This window comes from Achromobacter pestifer (assembly GCF_902859625.1).
In the GTDB taxonomy this organism is placed as follows: domain Bacteria; phylum Pseudomonadota; class Gammaproteobacteria; order Burkholderiales; family Burkholderiaceae_B; genus Achromobacter; species Achromobacter pestifer.
On record NZ_CADIJX010000003.1, the window covers coordinates 659100 to 675360 of the forward strand.

The 16261-nt window shown below is 60.3% G+C and carries 15 protein-coding genes; 2 read left to right on the forward strand and 13 right to left on the reverse strand.

What is annotated here, in order from left to right; translation table 11 throughout:
- Window positions 1-4: 4 nt before the first annotated feature.
- The 5 genes from HV753_RS14595 to HV753_RS14615 all read right to left on the reverse strand — a co-directional run bounded on the left by HV753_RS14595 (window position 5) and on the right by HV753_RS14615 (window position 4736).
- On the reverse strand, window positions 5-1006 hold the full coding sequence (locus tag HV753_RS14595; protein ID WP_175175194.1) for an amidohydrolase family protein: 1002 nt from the start codon (window positions 1004-1006) through the stop codon (window positions 5-7).
- 23 nt (window positions 1007-1029) lie between these two features.
- Window positions 1030-1581 (reverse strand): 3-hydroxyanthranilate 3,4-dioxygenase, encoded by a 552-nt coding sequence (locus HV753_RS14600; RefSeq protein WP_175175195.1) that lies wholly within the window; start codon window positions 1579-1581, stop codon window positions 1030-1032.
- Between the two features lie 166 nt (window positions 1582-1747).
- Window positions 1748-2794, reverse strand: coding sequence for a LysR substrate-binding domain-containing protein (locus tag HV753_RS14605; protein ID WP_175175456.1), 1047 nt, complete (start codon window positions 2792-2794; stop codon window positions 1748-1750).
- 27 nt (window positions 2795-2821) lie between these two features.
- Window positions 2822-3253 carry a RidA family protein gene (locus HV753_RS14610; protein WP_175175196.1) on the reverse strand — a complete coding sequence of 144 codons (432 nt, stop codon included), beginning with the start codon at window positions 3251-3253 and terminating at the stop codon, window positions 2822-2824.
- 25 nt (window positions 3254-3278) lie between these two features.
- On the reverse strand, window positions 3279-4736 hold the full coding sequence (locus HV753_RS14615) for a 2-hydroxymuconic semialdehyde dehydrogenase (RefSeq protein WP_175175197.1): 1458 nt from the start codon (window positions 4734-4736) through the stop codon (window positions 3279-3281).
- A gap of 153 nt (window positions 4737-4889) precedes the next feature.
- Between HV753_RS14615 and HV753_RS14620 the strand changes: the two genes are divergently transcribed.
- Window positions 4890-5372 carry a MarR family winged helix-turn-helix transcriptional regulator gene (locus HV753_RS14620; RefSeq protein WP_175175198.1) on the forward strand — a complete coding sequence of 161 codons (483 nt, stop codon included), beginning with the start codon at window positions 4890-4892 and terminating at the stop codon, window positions 5370-5372.
- Between the two features lie 7 nt (window positions 5373-5379).
- Here the strand turns inward: HV753_RS14620 and HV753_RS14625 are convergent, their stop codons facing one another.
- The 8 genes from HV753_RS14625 to HV753_RS31400 all read right to left on the reverse strand — a co-directional run bounded on the left by HV753_RS14625 (window position 5380) and on the right by HV753_RS31400 (window position 14733).
- A complete protein-coding gene (locus HV753_RS14625; RefSeq protein WP_175175199.1) occupies window positions 5380-6312 on the reverse strand; it encodes a YihY/virulence factor BrkB family protein in 933 nt (310 codons plus the stop codon).
- 213 nt (window positions 6313-6525) lie between these two features.
- Window positions 6526-8166, reverse strand: coding sequence for a chaperonin GroEL (gene groL / locus HV753_RS14630; protein ID WP_169271334.1), 1641 nt, complete (start codon window positions 8164-8166; stop codon window positions 6526-6528).
- 39 nt (window positions 8167-8205) lie between these two features.
- Entirely contained in the window at window positions 8206-8493 is a 288-nt protein-coding gene (gene groES / locus HV753_RS14635) for a co-chaperone GroES (RefSeq protein ID WP_054423089.1), read from the reverse strand.
- 511 nt (window positions 8494-9004) lie between these two features.
- Window positions 9005-9886: a transporter gene (locus tag HV753_RS14640; RefSeq protein WP_246288275.1), complete on the reverse strand. Its 882-nt coding sequence runs from the start codon at window positions 9884-9886 to the stop codon at window positions 9005-9007.
- Between the two features lie 279 nt (window positions 9887-10165).
- Window positions 10166-11206, reverse strand: a complete 1041-nt coding sequence (locus tag HV753_RS14645; RefSeq protein WP_175175200.1) for a DUF1254 domain-containing protein — start codon at window positions 11204-11206, stop codon at window positions 10166-10168.
- Window positions 11207-11264: 58 nt separating this feature from the next.
- On the reverse strand, window positions 11265-12713 hold the full coding sequence (locus HV753_RS14650) for a DUF1254 domain-containing protein (protein ID WP_175175201.1): 1449 nt from the start codon (window positions 12711-12713) through the stop codon (window positions 11265-11267).
- Window positions 12714-12755: 42 nt separating this feature from the next.
- A complete protein-coding gene (locus HV753_RS14655) occupies window positions 12756-14297 on the reverse strand; it encodes a DUF1254 domain-containing protein (RefSeq protein ID WP_246288276.1) in 1542 nt (513 codons plus the stop codon).
- 223 nt (window positions 14298-14520) lie between these two features.
- The gene (locus HV753_RS31400) at window positions 14521-14733 is read right to left on the reverse strand and encodes an H-NS family nucleoid-associated regulatory protein (protein ID WP_175175202.1); all 213 of its coding nucleotides are present in this window, start codon (window positions 14731-14733) and stop codon (window positions 14521-14523) included.
- A gap of 114 nt (window positions 14734-14847) precedes the next feature.
- On the opposite strand from HV753_RS31400, the gene HV753_RS14665 reads away from it, so the two are divergent.
- Window positions 14848-15813 carry a helix-turn-helix transcriptional regulator gene (locus tag HV753_RS14665; protein WP_246288277.1) on the forward strand — a complete coding sequence of 322 codons (966 nt, stop codon included), beginning with the start codon at window positions 14848-14850 and terminating at the stop codon, window positions 15811-15813.
- Window positions 15814-16261 lie beyond the last annotated feature (448 nt).

The following is a 16261-nucleotide window of genomic DNA, read 5'->3' on the forward strand; positions in this document are numbered from 1 at the left end:
GAAGCTACGCGGTCAAGCCAAAGAACGTCATCGTGTTGCGCAGCAGGATCTTCTGCTGCACGGTGGGACTCAGGTCGGAATGCGTGACCAGGCGGCCGACTTCCTGCTCGCCCAGCGGATAGGGGTAGTCGGAACCGAGCAGCACGCGGTCCTCGCCCATCACATCGATCAGCAGGCGCAGCGAACGCGGGTCGAACACCGCACTATCGGTATAGAAGCGGTCGGTGTAGGACGACGGCGGATGCGGGCAGTCTTCGCGGACGATGTCGCGATGGCGCCAGGCGTTGTCGACGCGGCCCAGCAGATACGCGAAGCTGCCGCCACCGTGCGCAAAGCACAGCTTCAGACTGCGGGGAATGCGTTCGAAGGCGCCAGACAAGATCAGCGACAGGATGCCCAGCTGCGTTTCGGCGGGCATGGCCACCAGCCACGGCAGCATCCATTGCTTCATGCGGCCATCGGTCATCATGTCCCAGGGATGCACCAGCACCGGGATGTCATGGTTGGCGCAGTGGATCAGGAATTGCACCAGCGTGTCGTCGTCCAGGTCGCGGGGGCCCACGTGGTTGCCGATCTGCACGCCCAGGTGGCCGGCGGCGCGTGAGCGCGACGCTTCCTTGCAGGCCAGGTCCAGGTCTTGCAGCGGGACTTGCGCCAGCGCCTTCAGGCGGTTTGGCGCGTGGGCGCAATGTTCCAGCGCCAGGTCGTTCATGCGGGCGGCCCAATCGGCGGCGGCCTGGCCCGGATACGTGTAGCCGAACATGATGGGAGTCGCGCACAGGATCTGCACGTCCACGCCGTGGCGGTCCATCTGGGCAACGCGCAATGCCGGGTCCCACAAGGTTGCGTCCACCGGCCGGAACGGCCGGTCGCCGGCCATGATCTGGCCAGTGGAACCATCGCCATCGGGCCGTAGCCAAGGGGCGTTCACAGGGTCCAGCGCCGCGGCTTCCTGCCGCGTGATCGGCGGAAAGAAGTGGGCGTGCATGTCGATTTTCTGAATCATGGGGAAACGGCTTCGCAAGGCAACTAGGCAGGGGTGGCTTGGGTGGCGGGCGCGTGGCCCTTGCCGGGATGGATCTCTCCGCACGCCGGGCAAGTGCGCTGTTCGGCGCTGTCATAGAACGCTTGAAACAGCGGCGGCAGGTCGGTGACGATGCTCTTTAGCTGTACTTCCACGCGGTGCACCAGATGGCGGCAATGCGGGCAATACCATTCAAAACCGTCCAGCAGGCCCATCGGGCGCTGACGCTCGATGACCAGACAGGCGCTGTCGGTTTCCGGGCGTTGCGGCGAATGCCGCACGTGGGGCGGAAGCAGGAAGATGTCTCCTTCCTTCAGGTCCACGCGCTCAGGTTTGCCGTCCACCCAGAGCGACAACCAGGCATTGCCATGGATCTGGTAGAAGAATTCTTCCAGCGGATCATCGTGATAGTCAGTGCGATGGTTTGGGCCGCCAACGACGGTGACGATGAAGTCCGCGTCTTGCCAGATCTGTTGGTTGCCAACGGGAGGCTTCAACAGGTGGGCGTGGTCTTGGATCCAGCGCTGGAAATTCAACGGCGGGCCGTAGGCGGGCATGGGGGTCTCCGAGGGGGACTTGATGGATGCAGTCTAGGCGGGGCAGGGGGGCGCTGCACAATAGAAATTGTGGGCCTGGGTATGCAGGCTATCTATCGCGGGGTTTCCCGTAGAAGATGTACGAGCGCGTCAGGCACCTGACGCGCTGGCGCGGCGTTTGCCTGGCCTACAGGCTTTCCGTCGGCGTGCGCTGCGCCGTGATCGCTTTCAGATAGTCCACCAGCCGTTGGCACGCAGGGGTCAGCGGGCGATCGGCGCGGATGGAGTAGCCGACGTCGCCGAAGTCACCGAAGACGTTGGTGGGCAGCCGGGCCAGAAGGCCCATGGACAGGAATTGTGCGGCGGCGTCGTAAGGGATAAGAGCCAGGGCGTCGCTATGCATCAGCACGCCGATGTTGGTCAGCAGCGAGAGTGATTCGACATGGCGGGCCGGCAGGCGCAGGCCGGCATCGAAGAACGTGCGTTCAACAGCGGCGCGCAACGGCGAGGTCGGAGCGGGCAGGATCCAGATGTGGTCGATCAGATCGGACAGCGACACGGATGCCGCCTTGGCCATCGGGTGCTGGGCGCCGACGACCAGGCACAGCGCTTCGCGGTAGAGTTTGTGGTGGTCCACCGCCACGCCCGAAATGGAGGCCATGTCCGCGCCGGGCAGGCGGCCGACAACGATGTCGACGTCGCCGGTGGCCAGCGCGGGCAGCAGTTGGGCGGATGGGCCTTCGCGCACCGTGACCTGGATGCCGGGGTGTTCGGTCATCAGCCGCGCGATGGCTTCGGGCAACAGTTTGGCGGATGCGGCGATCAGGGTACCGACAACGACGTGGCCGCTGGCGCCGCCCAGCACCGCGTCGATGTCATCGGCCATGTAGCGGATTTCGGCCATCATGGCGTGGACCCGGCGCCCCAGCACCATGGCCAGTTCCGTGGGCGTGACGCCCCGGTTCGAGCGTTCAAACAGGGTGGCGCCGAAAAAGGCTTCCAGGTCGTGGATGGCCTTGGTGACGGTGGGCTGGGTCAGGTGCAGTTCACTGGCCGCGCGCGATAGTGAACGGCGTGCCAGCACGCGCTCAAAAATCTGCAATTGATGCAGCTTCAGCTTATGGCTAAGCGCGTTGGGCGTGATGCGAAAGTTCGACATGCGTGCGGCGGCCCGGGCGGTGCGCCGCGAGCCGTCATCCTGTTCCCGGTGTGAACGTGAAATACCGTCGCCCATCATCTGCCTGCCACGTAGCTTCGGGGGCTAGCGTGCAAGCGGCTTGTAGGCGACCGCCTTGATCTCAATCAGCAATTGCGGGTGCGGCAGCTGATGCACCGCGACGGTGGTGCGCGCCGGGCCATCGGCATCGAAGAACTCGCCGTAGACCTGATTGTATCCACCGAAGTCGTTCATGTTGACCAGGAAAGTACTGATCTCGACCACATCGGTCAGCGTGGCGCCTGCGGTCGCCAGAATGTCGCTGATGTTCTCGATGACGGCGCGCGTCTGCACGCGGATGTCCAGCGTGGTCGTGCCCATGGCATCGACTTCTGCGCCTGCGATGCGGTTGTCGGCCAGCCGCGAGCTGGTGCCGGAGACGAACAGGAAGTCGCCGGCGCGTTTGATGTGGGGGTACTTGCCGCGAGGCGTGGCCTTGCCGGCGACGACGGTGGCGCTGACGTTGGGCTGGGTCATCGTGCTTTCCTTTGCGTGGAGGGGATCAGAGCTTGATGCAGACGTTGGTGGGTTCCGTGTAGAAATGCAGCGAATGGCGACCGCCTTCGCGGCCAATGCCAGACAGCCCGCTGCCACCAAACGGGGTGCGCAGGTCGCGCAGGAACCAGCAATTCACCCATGCCAGGCCCACCTTCATGGCTTGCGCCACGCGGTGTCCGCGGGTCAGGTTTTGCGTCCAGACCGCGGCGGCCAGTCCGTAGCGTGTGTCGTTGGCCAGGCGAATGGCTTCTTCCTCGGTATCGAACGGCGCCACGTGGCAGACCGGGCCGAACACTTCTTCCTTGATGCAGCGGGCATCCTCTTTCAGCCCGGTCCAGATGGTGGGCTGCACATAGGCGCCTGCGTCGCGTGCATCGCCAAATACCGGCACGCCGCCGCCAGCCACCACGGTGGCGCCTTCTTCGCGCGCCAGCGCAAAGTACGACATGACTTTTTCGCGGTGTTCGCGGGACACCAGCGGACCCATCTCCGTGTTCGGGTCCAGGGGCCAGCCGATCCGCATATCGCGCGCACGCGCCGCCAGCGCGGCAACGAAGCGTTCGTAGATCGGGCGTTCCACATACACACGTTCGGTGCACAGGCAGACCTGCCCGCAGTTCGAGAACACCGACCGCGTGACGCCATCCACTGCCGCGTCGAAATCTGCATCGGCGAACACCAACGCGGCGTTCTTGCCGCCCAGCTCGAATGACACCGGCTTCACGCCCGGTGCGACGGCCCGCATGATGGCGGCGCCGGTTGCTGATTCGCCGGTGAAGGTAATGCCGTCGATGTCCGGGTGCGTGGTCAGGAATTCGCCTGCGGAGTCTGGCCCGAAGCCGTGTGCCAGGTTCAGCACGCCAACTGGCAGCCCAGCTTGATCGGCCACTTCCGCCAGCAGTGTGGCGGTGCTGGGCGTGACTTCCGACGGCTTCATGATCACCGTGTTGCCGAACGCCAGGGCGGGCGCCACTTTCCAGGTCAGTAGCAGCAGGGGCAGGTTCCAGGGTGAGATCACGCCCACCACGCCCAACGGCTTGCGGTAGGCGTAGTTCAGCGCCTGCCTGCCGTCAGGGGTGTCCGTCATGTAGCTTTCCATGTCCAGCGTGCGGGCCAGTTCCGCAAAGGCGCGGAAATTGGCCGCGCCGCGCGGGATGTCGATCTTGCTGGCCCAGCTGATAGGTTTGCCTGTGTCCCCGATCTCGGCTTGCAGGAAGTCGTCGAAACGCCGCGTGATGCCGTCGGCCAACGCCAGCAGGTGATCTGTGCGTGCTTCAACGGACAAGCCAGCCCAGGCCGGCAGCGCCCGGTGCGCGGCGGCGATGGCGCGGTTCACCTGCTCGCGGCTGGCCTCGTGGACCTGGGCGATGCGTTGCCCGTCTACCGGGTTGTGCTTGTCGAATGTGGACGTGCCATCTTCAAAGCGGCCGTCGATGTAGTTGCGCAGTTGGCGGATCGTCACGAGCTAGCCCCTTGAATAGTGTGCGGATCAGGTGTTAATAAATACGTATACGTACTATATTTCCGGATCATAGGCACCGCTCGGCACCAAGTCAATGCGCATTTTCGAGAACGCCAACGCCTACAATCGTCAGGCACAACCCATGGAAGCCCGATGACCGCCACTGCCCGCCCCGTCGCGGCCGCGCCCCGCGTCCTGCAAGCCTTCGATCTGACCCAGGTCGCCTCGCACCTGCTGCGCCGGGCGCATTTCCGGGCCGAAGCCCTGTTCACGCAAGCGTTTCCAGACGAAGACCTGACGCCGCGCCAGAAGGCCTTGCTGATCACCGTCTATCAGAATCCCGGCGCCACGCAGAACCGCATCGCCGAATTGATCGCGCTGGATCGCAACTCTTTTGCCGAAATGATGGCGCGCATGACCGCCAAAGGCTACGTGCGCCGTACGCGCTCTGTCGAGGACGGCCGCGCTTATGCGCTGGAGATCACGGATGAAGGCGTGGCGCTGCTGGCGCGCATCTTGCCGCAGGATGCCCAGGTAGAGGCCCAGGTGCTGGCCCCCATCCCGGAAGAACTGCGGCCAGTATTCCTGAAGTGCCTGCGGCTGATGGCGGGGCTGGAACAGCAAGATCCAGCCTGACGCCGGATCAGGCGTCGGGCGTCGGCGTGGATTCCGCTGAAGGGGCGGCCGAGGCGGCAGGCGGGGTCGCGTCGCCGAAACGCAGCGCGAACTGCCGCGTGAATACCGCGCCGAAGAAGAAAATCTGCGCGGAATAGTAGATCCACAGCAGCAGCGCGATCAGGGAACCCGCCGCGCCGTAGGCGGATACGGCCGCGCCACGGCTCAAGTACACCCCGATGCCCCACTTGCCGACCAAAAACAGCGCGGCTGTCACGATAGCGCCGGGAATCACGTCCTTCCAGGAAATCTTGGCGCTGGGCAGCAGTTTGAAGATCACGGCAAACAGCGCCACCACCACGGAGAACGAGAACAGGCTGGAGAGCCAGTCCGCCACCGTGGCAAACGTGGATGCCATCCACATGTCTCCGTAGAACTTGCGCGCGGCACCCAGGCCGGCATTCACGGTCAGCGAGATCAAGAGGAACAGGGCCAGCACCAGCACCAGGCCAAACGACAGCATGCGGCTGCGCACCATGCCGTGGATGCCGCCTTTCTGGTTGGGCGGCACTTCCCACAAATCGTCCAGGCTGGCCTTCAGTTCGGCAAACGCCGTCGTGGCGCTGAAGATCAGCACAAAAATCGAAATCAACGCGGCAATCCAGCCGCCACCCGATTCATGGGCGCTGGCCAGTACGGTCTGGATCACTTCCGCGCCGCGTTCGCCGGTCAAGTCCCGCAGCGACGCAAACAGCTCGGAGCGCACGGCGTCCTCGCCAAAGAAAGCGCCCGCCACCGCGATCACCAGGATCAGCATGGGCGCCAGTGAAAACACCATATACAGCGCCAGTGCCGCGCCTTTGCTGGAGGCGCGATGACTCGACCACTGGTTGGCGGAGTCCATCAGCAATCCGCCGATCTCGGACGGACGCAAGGCTCGCAGGCTCTGGGGAAGGCGCATGGGTCTGGGCTCGGTCGTTGGGCCCTTTATTGTAGGGACGCATACGCCACGGCGAAACCATCAGTTTGTGCGCAAAGGTGTTTGCCTGGCCCCGGCGGCGACGAGTTGGAAACAACAGGCAAAGAAAAACCCCCGGGGCGAAGGTCCGGGGGTTTCTCGGGATACTGCGTTCCCCGGCTTGACGCCGGGGAGGCCACGCAAGGGAAGCGGGACTTAGAAGTCCATGCCGCCCATGCCGCCCATGCCACCCGGCATGGCCGGAGCAGCGGGCTTGTCTTCGGCCAGTTCGACCACGGCGGCTTCAGCCGTCAGCAGCAGGCTGGCAACGGAAGCAGCGTTTTGCAGGGCGGTACGGGTCACCTTGGTGGGATCCAGAACGCCTTGCTCAACCAGGTCGGTGTACTCGCCGGTTGCAGCGTTGTAGCCGTAGTTGCCCTTGCCTTGCAGCACGTTGCTGACCACGACGCTGGCTTCTTCGCCGGCGTTCGTGACGATGGTGCGCAGGGGCTCTTCCACAGCACGCAGGATCAGCTTGATACCGGCGTTCTGGTCAGGCGTGTCACCCTTCAGGTCAGCGATGGCTTGCTTGGCGCGCAGCAGTGCAACGCCGCCGCCAGCCACAACGCCTTCTTCCACTGCGGCGCGGGTAGCGTGCAGGGCGTCTTCAACGCGGGCCTTCTTTTCCTTCATTTCGACTTCGGTGGCAGCGCCAACGCGAATCACGGCAACGCCGCCGGCCAGCTTGGCCACGCGCTCTTGCAGCTTTTCACGGTCGTAGTCGGACGTGGCTTCTTCGATCTGGATGCGCACTTGCTTGACGCGCGCTTCGATCGACTTGCTGTCGCCAGCGCCGTCGATGATCGTCGTGTTTTCCTTGCCCACTTCGATGCGCTTGGCTTGGCCCAATTCAGCCAGGCCGGCCTTTTCCAGCGACATGCCGGTTTCTTCGGAGATCACCGTGCCGCCCGTCAGGATGGCGATGTCTTCCAGCATGGCCTTGCGGCGGTCGCCGAAGCCCGGAGCCTTGACGGCGGTGGTCTTCAGGATGCCACGGATGTTGTTCACAACCAGGGTGGCCAGCGCTTCGCCTTCGACGTCTTCTGCAATGATCAGCAGGGGGCGGCTCGACTTGGCAACTTGTTCCAGCACGGGCAGCAGGTCACGGATGTTGCTGATCTTCTTGTCGAAAATCAGGACAAACGGATCTTCCAGCACGGCAACTTGCTTTTCCGGGCTGTTGATGAAGTAGGGCGACAGGTAGCCGCGGTCGAATTGCATGCCTTCGACGACGTCCAGTTCGTTTTCCAGCGACTTGCCGTCTTCGACGGTGATGACGCCTTCCTTGCCGACCTTGTCCATCGCGTCAGCGATGATCTGGCCGATGGACGAATCGCTGTTGGCCGAGATCGAACCGACTTGAGCGATTTCCTTGCTGGTCGTGACCGGCTTGGATTGCTTCTTCAGTTCAGCCACGGCAGCGGCGACAGCCTTGTCGATACCGCGCTTCAGGTCGATCGGGTTGAAACCGGCGGCAACGTACTTCAGGCCTTCCATGACGATGGCTTGAGCCAGCACGGTGGCGGTCGTGGTGCCGTCACCGGCGTTGTCGGAGGTCTTGGAGGCAACGTCCTTGACCAGTTGTGCGCCGATGTTCTCGAACTTGTCCTTCAGTTCGATTTCCTTGGCGACGGACACGCCGTCCTTGGTCACCGTCGGGGCGCCGAACGAGCGCTCCAGCACGACGTTGCGACCCTTGGGGCCCAGGGTGGTCTTAACAGCGTTGGCGAGAACATTCACGCCGCGGACGATGCGCACGCGGGCGTCGTCACCGAACAATACTTGCTTGGCAGCCATTTCTTAGCTTCCTTCGAAAATTCGTGTTTGAGGCGGGGTTTACAGAACCACGGCGAGGATTTCGTCCTCGCGGATGACGAGCAGTTCTTCGCCATCAACCTTCACGGACTGGCCGGCGTACTTGCCGAACAGAACCTTGTCACCAGCCTTCAGGTCGACCGGCAGAATCTTGCCTTCTTCGGTCTTCTTGCCGGGGCCGACGGCCACGACTTCGCCTTGATCAGGCTTTTCAGCGGCGCTGTCGGGGATGACGATACCCGAGGCAGTCTTGCGCTCGTTTTCGAGGCGTTTGACGATCACGCGATCGCCCAGGGGACGCAAGGCCATGTGGAACTCCTGTTTACTTAAAAAGTGAATGATCGGTTAGCCCCCGGGAGCGCTGTTAGCACTCACCGGTGTCGAGTGCTAATTATAGGGATGATGTTCTGGGGTTCAAGGGGGGGAGCGGCGCTGTTACATATTTTGGGGGTGAGGCCGTCCCGATAATTGTCGAAATTCATCTAACTGGGGATTTGCGTCATCCAGTTTGGAAATCGGCAATTTCCGATATGCAAGCACTGGCGCGGCCTTCAGCCGGATTTCGTCTATGGAGGTCCGATTTCGCGTGTCAAGCTCAGGGCGAAAAGAGATTCCTCGAAGGTGATTGATTCTGTACGTCCGCTTCTGGCCGGTGGCCGTCGTTGGTCAATCGCGTCCAGCTCACAGCCGTTGTAGGGTCGGCCAGGCGGACTGGGATGGGACCTCGCGATGTGATGGACCCAATCAGCATCCAAGCTCAATGAACCATTAGGGCCAAAGTGCTGCATCGCGTTCGTCTACGAGCGCACACCCGCCGGACTTATTTAGGAAACAAGAGTGTGACCGTGAAGCGCCCGCCCCAACCTCTTGGGCCGTTTTCAGCTGATTCCGCCCAGTAGCGCAGGCCGACCTGGAAACTGACGGGCTGATCGCCTATCTTGGCCACTTTAGAAACCTGGAGGTTGATCGGTACCGACCATTCCGATTTCTTCCAGTCGTATGTCGACTCGGTGTTTAGCCCATAGGTGATTGCATCCGGAGTGGTGTATGCCAAGAAGGGCTGTAAGAACGTAGACGACACTCCGGGTCGAGACGATTGGCCCGCATAAGACCAGATATGGTTGGCCAATCCCCCATAGGTCCATGGTCCGCTCTGTTGCAATATCACGCCTGTGGGACCGGCTCCCCATTTTTTCCCGCCAAGTTGACTATCGGTCGCGGTCGGCAGCAACAAGGCGGGGCCAAGTCCCCAGATGGTGCCCGCCGCGGTCGGCTTGGCTGGCGAAAAGAAGAAGCTCTGGACGGTGTCGCCCAATCCACTCTGGCTCGATCCGTCGCCCGTGACGTCGTGTTGCCACGTTACTGGCAAGATAGTCCGGGAGATCAAGTTCCAATCAGCGTTCAACGTGATTGGAACGACAGGTTGGATATTCACTGTATCTCGGTGGCCGCTATGGTTAGGCCCGATGCCGCGATCGTAGTTGTATTGGAAAGGAACGCTGATCAATGCGGCAACGGGATTGCTGAGTTGCTTTGCAAGGTCTGCGCTGTCCGCAGCCCAGGCCGGGACTGCCCCGATGGCAAGAACTATCGCAAAGGCCCCGTGCGCCAGGTGGCTTGACGATCGGGATGTGCCCGCCCGCCCGCGCTGCGAGATAGCCCTACGAGATCGCTTGGGTGCAGAACCTTGTGCGATATGCATGACACGCGAACCCATCGATAGTGAAAGGGCCGGGCAGACCAAGTAGGGAGAATGGCTCGTAATCACTGGCATGTTCCTTGGTTGCAGGCACCCGTCCCATGTCTTGACATGAGCTTTCAATCGGCTTTGACGACCGCGGGTGGAGCCCATTTCCCCTGGATGATCACTCTTTACCCGGCCTGCGCGGCATATTCTCGTGTGCACATGTTGGCAATGCGAGGTGGCGTCCAACCTGCAACCTGCGAGCGCGTGCCGGGAGCTGCCTATTGGACGCCACGATTAACTCGCAAATTTCGGCAGTTTGTATGCACCTTTGACCACGGACTCACCCGGCATGTAGATGCGCGTGCAGGTCCAGAAAGGCGCGGTAGGAACGATGAGTTCGTTGGCATGTTTGCCATTGCCATACTCGCTCTCTGCCACGAAGTAGATGTCAAACGTTTTCCCGTCCGGATTCAACTTGATTTCACTGTTGCTTATCGTCGAGCCTTTGTCCGTCTTCAGGTACTGATCGTCGCCATAGACCGTCACTGAATAGAAGCCAAGCTTAGGGTCACTCATCGCGGGCACGGCAAAGGTCGCCTTGTAGGTCTTGCCCATTTCGACCTTGTGCATTGCGGTCAGGTAGACGGCGTCCTTGTCGGGAAGCAGCCCTGTCGCGATTGCTGCGCCGCGATTGCGTGCCTCCATGGAGACGGGATGAGCCACCGTGCTCATAGTGCCCGTGACTCCCTGTTTCTGTGCTTCGGCCACGTACATCTTGTGCAGCTTTTCGAACTCCGCCATGTTCCAGTTCGTGGCCTTGAACGACTTGGGCTTGTAGCTGTTCAGAAACTCTATTTTCAGCCGATCCTGGAAGTCGTTCACCTTTTTCACGTCAGCCGGATCCGCCGCGTTGACCTGCATTCGCACATTTGCGTAGAAAAAGTCGGTGGTCTTCGAAGCGGGAATGACATAGCGGCCTGGACCATAGAACACTTTATAGGTCACGTGGTTGTGCTCCATCACGTGCAGGGACATGTAACGCCCGTCGTTCTCTGGCAGGGTGATCGCGACATCCCCACCGCCATCAAGAATGGCAAAGGAATAGACGGTGTCCCGGTTCATCAGCGGCGCCGGTTGCTCATCAAGAGGCATCGGCTTTCGGTGGTGGTTCCAAGTATTGTCGGCGCCTTGCGAAAACTCCTTCTGCATCGCAAGGTCCGTCATCGCCTGCGAGAAATTCTGCTTCGTGACGCTGACGGTATCCTGCGCGACGGCCGAGCCTGCCGAGAGCGAAACGACTAGGCAGGCCAAAGCAAGGGATTGCTTCGCAATCATTGGCGTGCTCCTTCCTGTAATGCGTGCGATCAATTTCGCGCAGTCTCGATGCCAACTGTCAGTTGGCCTTGACGACTGCGGGTGGCGTCCATTTCCCTTGAAGAATCTCCTGTTTGGGCCAGTAGTTGCGCTGATACAGCGAGAACTTGCCCTTTGGGGTGGGGATCCAGTTGGATTCTTTGTCTGGCCCCGGAGATTCCGCCTGCACATAAAGCGTAAGCGTGCCGTCCGCGTTGCGCTTGAGCGACTTGCTCTTGGTGCCTAGCGAATAACGATTAATTGCATTCGGCTCGAAGAGGTGATGCTCGTTGTAGACGGTAAGCGACCAGAAGCCATTGACGGGCGGAAGTGTCTTGAACGTCACCGTGTAGTGATTTGCGCCATTGAGCAGTTGGCCCCCGCTGTCCACATCCAGATAGAAGTAGCGCGTTTCCTCAGGCCTGTTCACGTACATGTTGGATCGGGCGATGGCGGCACGGGTGAGGTAGTCGTAGCCGAAGCGGCCACCGTTAGGCGCCGTCGTCCAGCCATCGCCGACAGCGATGCCATTGTTGCGGAACTCGAATATCGGCCCCATGAGCGTTTTTTCCGCATCGATCGCCAGCGCCCTCAACTGGTCCTTGATAGCCGAGCTTTTCGCCGCAGCGTCAAGCACAACCTTCATCTGTGCATACCAGGCCTCTTCTCCGGGCAGCGGCGGCACTTCGCGGAGCACGTCGGGCAGTTCGTCGAAGAAGGTCTCTGGGTTGACCCACTTGGTTTCTCCCTGGCCTTGATCTTCGGCCGGGAATTTTGGCACTTTCGACCAGTCCTTTGTCTGCGACTTACCCGTGAATTTGCTTAAGGGGTAGACCATGACCTGGCTGAGCAGAGGCTGGATCGCCTTGCGGTCCTGGTCCGTGTCATCCATGAATATGCGCGGCCCCATGCCGATGGTGTCCGTCGGCGCGTGAATGACCTGGGTAACGCCCTTTGGTGTTTTTCCCTTCCAGTTCGGTCCCACCACCATATAGATGCCAGGCTTCGTGCCGTATTGCTTGCCCAGTCCGCCAAAGCTGTTTGTGCGCGCGTCGTAGAGTGCATAGACCCAGTAGCGAGTCCCGAAGTCGGGCACCTGGATGATGACGGGCTCCTTGTCGACCTTGGCGAAACCGAATCCGTAGACCACATCTTGGTTCGGGCAAGTGACGAAGCGTTGTTCAGGCGCGATGTAGTCCGTCAGCAATCCGACATAGCCCGATGGGCCAACCGGCACCACGCCACCAAGCAAACCTGGCTCGGGGGCTTTGTTGAAGGAGTCATGGCGGTGCCGCTCGTTGATGAGCGGCCAGCCCCAAAGATATGCCATGCGCCCGACCGCTTCCACGTATTCTTTGGTGACGATGACGTCGCGCAGTGGCGGCGTGGTCATATTCACAGGCGGAACCGGCATGGTTTGCTGCGCAGGCGCGGTTGCCGAGAACATCGAGATCACTGCGGCCGCAAGAATCGATTTGGTGGCTCTCATGGGGAAGGCTCCTGGTTGTAGGAAGTCGCGCGGACGCGGTGGCTACTTGACTCGCTCGATATCGCCCGGCTTCCAGCTGCCGTCCAGAGCCGGCTGGGATGGAGCGTACAGGCGCAGGATGGCGAAGAAGCCACGTGTCGGGGCGGTTGCCAGCCAGTTATGCTCCGCGCCTTTGGGACTTTTTGGACCGATGTACAGCGTGGTGCTGCCGTCTGCGTTTTGCTTCGGGTTGTTGAGCTTGCCGAGCGAGGGGAATGCTTGCCCATTGGCGAGCCCCGAGGCGTTCTCGGCTTCGTAGAGCGTAACGGACCAGAACAGTTCGGCGGGGATGTTCGCGGGCAGGGTGATCTTGTAGCCGTTTGCACCGACCAATGGCCTACCGTCCTTGTCGTTAAACGCGATCATGTAGTAGGCGCCCTTGCCTGGGGTCATCGACACCATGCCCGGGCTGATGGAGTAGTAGTCCGTGAAGAACCATGCTCGGCTATCGATGTCCCGGTACCCGCTCGCACGTGACGTGAAACTCAGGTCGACCAGCGCATCCGGCCATCGCGCGGCCATATTGTTGACGGGATTCAACCATTGCCGGTCGCCATACACACGGAAGTCCGCGTCGCCAGACTTTCCTTGCAGACCGATGACGCGGCTGGTCTTGTAAGCCGTCTTCGCGGCGGCAGAAAGGATCTTCTTCGTTCGGGCGTCCGGCTCGAACGGCTTTCCCTTCACGATCCCCAGGCCAGCGAGCATGCCGAGCCAATCGGGATCGGCGAGGTTGTCGCCTTCGGTGTCCACCAGGTACTTGAGCTGCTGGAACGCGTCGGCGTCGGAGCGCGGCAGCATGTTGTGTGCCTTGCCCGAGGCGTCGAAGAATTTCATCTTTTCGGCGCTGTCCCGCTTGCCCAATGGGTAGAGTACCGATTGCTTGAGGACATCCACTGCTGGTTGGATGTTGTCGAGGCTTTGATAGAACGAGCGCAGGAATATAAAGACATTGTTGGTGGCCGAACGGTAGACATAATATCCGTCGGGCACTTCGCCTTTATAGCCGGGCGGCAAGATCAGGAACTTCCCACCCTTTCCCCCATCAGGACCGGGCAATCCGAGGTCGCCAAAATACTTGCCACCGTCAACAGGTATGGGCCGCTGCCAGAAGTCGAGCAGAATACCTTGCAGTTTGGGAGGTGCCTCGAACACCAGCGGCCCAGTATCGGCAAGGTTGACGAACACCATGCCGTAGATAAGGTCGGAGTTGGGTGTGGTGATGAGGGTTTTGGCATCCAGGCGCTTTTCCCAGATCGCCATAGTGTTGTACGTAGGTGGATACGACGCAGCGAAGCCGTCCCGCATGCCCATGGTGTTCAGTAGCGGCATGGCCCAGAGGTATGTCTGTGTTGCGCGCTGAAAAACTAGTTCTTCGGTCAGCGTTTTGGCGGTTCCGGCTGTGGGCCGGTTCTGCTTGAAGGGCGAATTGGCAAGCGATTCAAAACGGTCGGTTTCGGCCTGGGAAGGCGCGGCGATGGTAGCGCCGATGCTGAGTGAGGCTACGCACATGGCAGCCATTTTGCGTGTTCTTGGAAAAGCCATCGATTTCTCCTTGCTGGAAATCTTGCTTATCGCCTGCGTCACCCTGCGCGTTAGCTCGGGTATTGGATGATCATCCGAAAGAATAGCTGTTATTCCGATTGACCGGGCCCGATATCGTCGATCTCACTACTCGCGAAAGCAGGCGTGCAAAACGCTCAAGGCGGCACGCCTTTTTGCATGGATTCAATCTGTTTTTGAGTGGGAGATCTTGGATGATCGGAGTCTAACGAACGCGAAATCGCTCGCGGTCTTTCCCTCGAATCCAATTGGGCGGGCGTCCGAACCCGCACCACGTGTTCCCAGTCTCTGCATCTCGATAGCGGACAAGCTTGGCGAGTGCCGACCAGTCAGCGTGCTTCGGCGGGCGGACTGTGGATGTATCGATTGGCGCGTTGGCAGCAGGGCTCATCTTCTTGCGTGGATGCTTGGGCAGCATATGGGTTCAATTTGCTTGAAGGCTCGGAATAAAGGTAGTGCTAATCTGCCGGAACTGCTATCCGAAAAGCGAAATCTTGGGGGTGGATTTGCGATGTCGTTTCAGCCGACTTACATGCGACACGTCTATTCCGGCTTTGAACCCTCCCAGGCGTTTGATATCGTCTACGGAGGTACGTTTGAGCATCGCCTACTGTCGTCTAAATTGGCAACCATGGAGCACCAGCGCCTCAATCTGGGCGATCTGAGACTTGAATCTGGTTGTTACGATTTCCCGGTCGTGGCGCAGGGCAGTATGCCAAAAGATGCTGTGTGCATTGGATTCATGGCTGATGGCAGCCATGTCACGCGATACAACACCGCCTTGATCGGTGAGGAAGATATCCAGATTTACCCTCCAGGCGTGGAACTTCTGTATCACGCATCCGGTTCGTCGCGCTGGGTGAATTTCACCGTTTCCGAAGACCGGCTACAGCAAGTTGCTTTAGCGCGTAATGGGCGTTCACTGAAGATGTCGAAACACACCGCACACTCAGTACGATTGTGTCGGGGGGGACGGGACGTCTTGACTGTTCTTGCTGATGACGCCATGGCTGTCGCGCGACGTCTTGAGGCCTCAGGAGGCATGGCGCCCGATTTAGTGGCAGCGATGGGCGAGTCTATTGTGAATCGCTATGTTGATGCATTGCTCGACGCAGAGCCGGCTAGCAAGTCCGGACGATCGTCGGCGGCGCAACGTCACCATTCTCTGATCGCAGCCTGCGAACGCTTAGCGATTTCCGGCGCGGGCTCGGATATCACCGTGGTTGAGATCGCGCGGCGTAGCGGTTATACGCTGCGCTCCCTTGAATTGATTTTTCGACGCAGCGTGGGCATGACGCCAGGGCGCTGGTTCATGAACGTTCGGCTAAACGGTGCGCTCCGCGATTTGATTGCTTGTACCGCAGACCGCACCGTATCTGACACTGCCATCAAATGGGGATTCCGGCATCTTTCTCGTTTCTCTCACTACTATCGCCAAGCATTTGGCGAATCGCCTAGCGACACGTTGAAACGCGGTCGTGCCGGTTCTCGTGAGTGATAGTCCTTGTGATGGCAGCCATCAAGTTCTGAAACAGGCAAGACCTTTGCGGTTCTTTTGCGAAGACGGGCACCAGACGACGGATCCTTCGGGCATCGTCCAATGATAGGCCGTGTTGCACTTCAAAACCCTAGCTGCACCGACCTCGTGAAGTGCAGCCTTGCCTGAATCAAGCTTCGTCTTAGAGATGTTCGGTAGCTGAGCCTAGCTCGCCCTAAGTTTCAAACTCAACCACGTTTTTTTTGCAAGATTCCAAACTCAATGACATTGGCGTTCCAAAGCTGATTGTGGGAAATTTTCAAGTCGTTGATTTCCATAGGGCTACAGTTCCACACTCATTCGCCTTCGACACGGGTGTCAACGTGCTGTCGACTTTCCGGCCGCTACGCCTTCACGGGGGCTTGCCCTAGGACCTGTCAACACTAATTAAGCCGATGTGTCGCGGGTG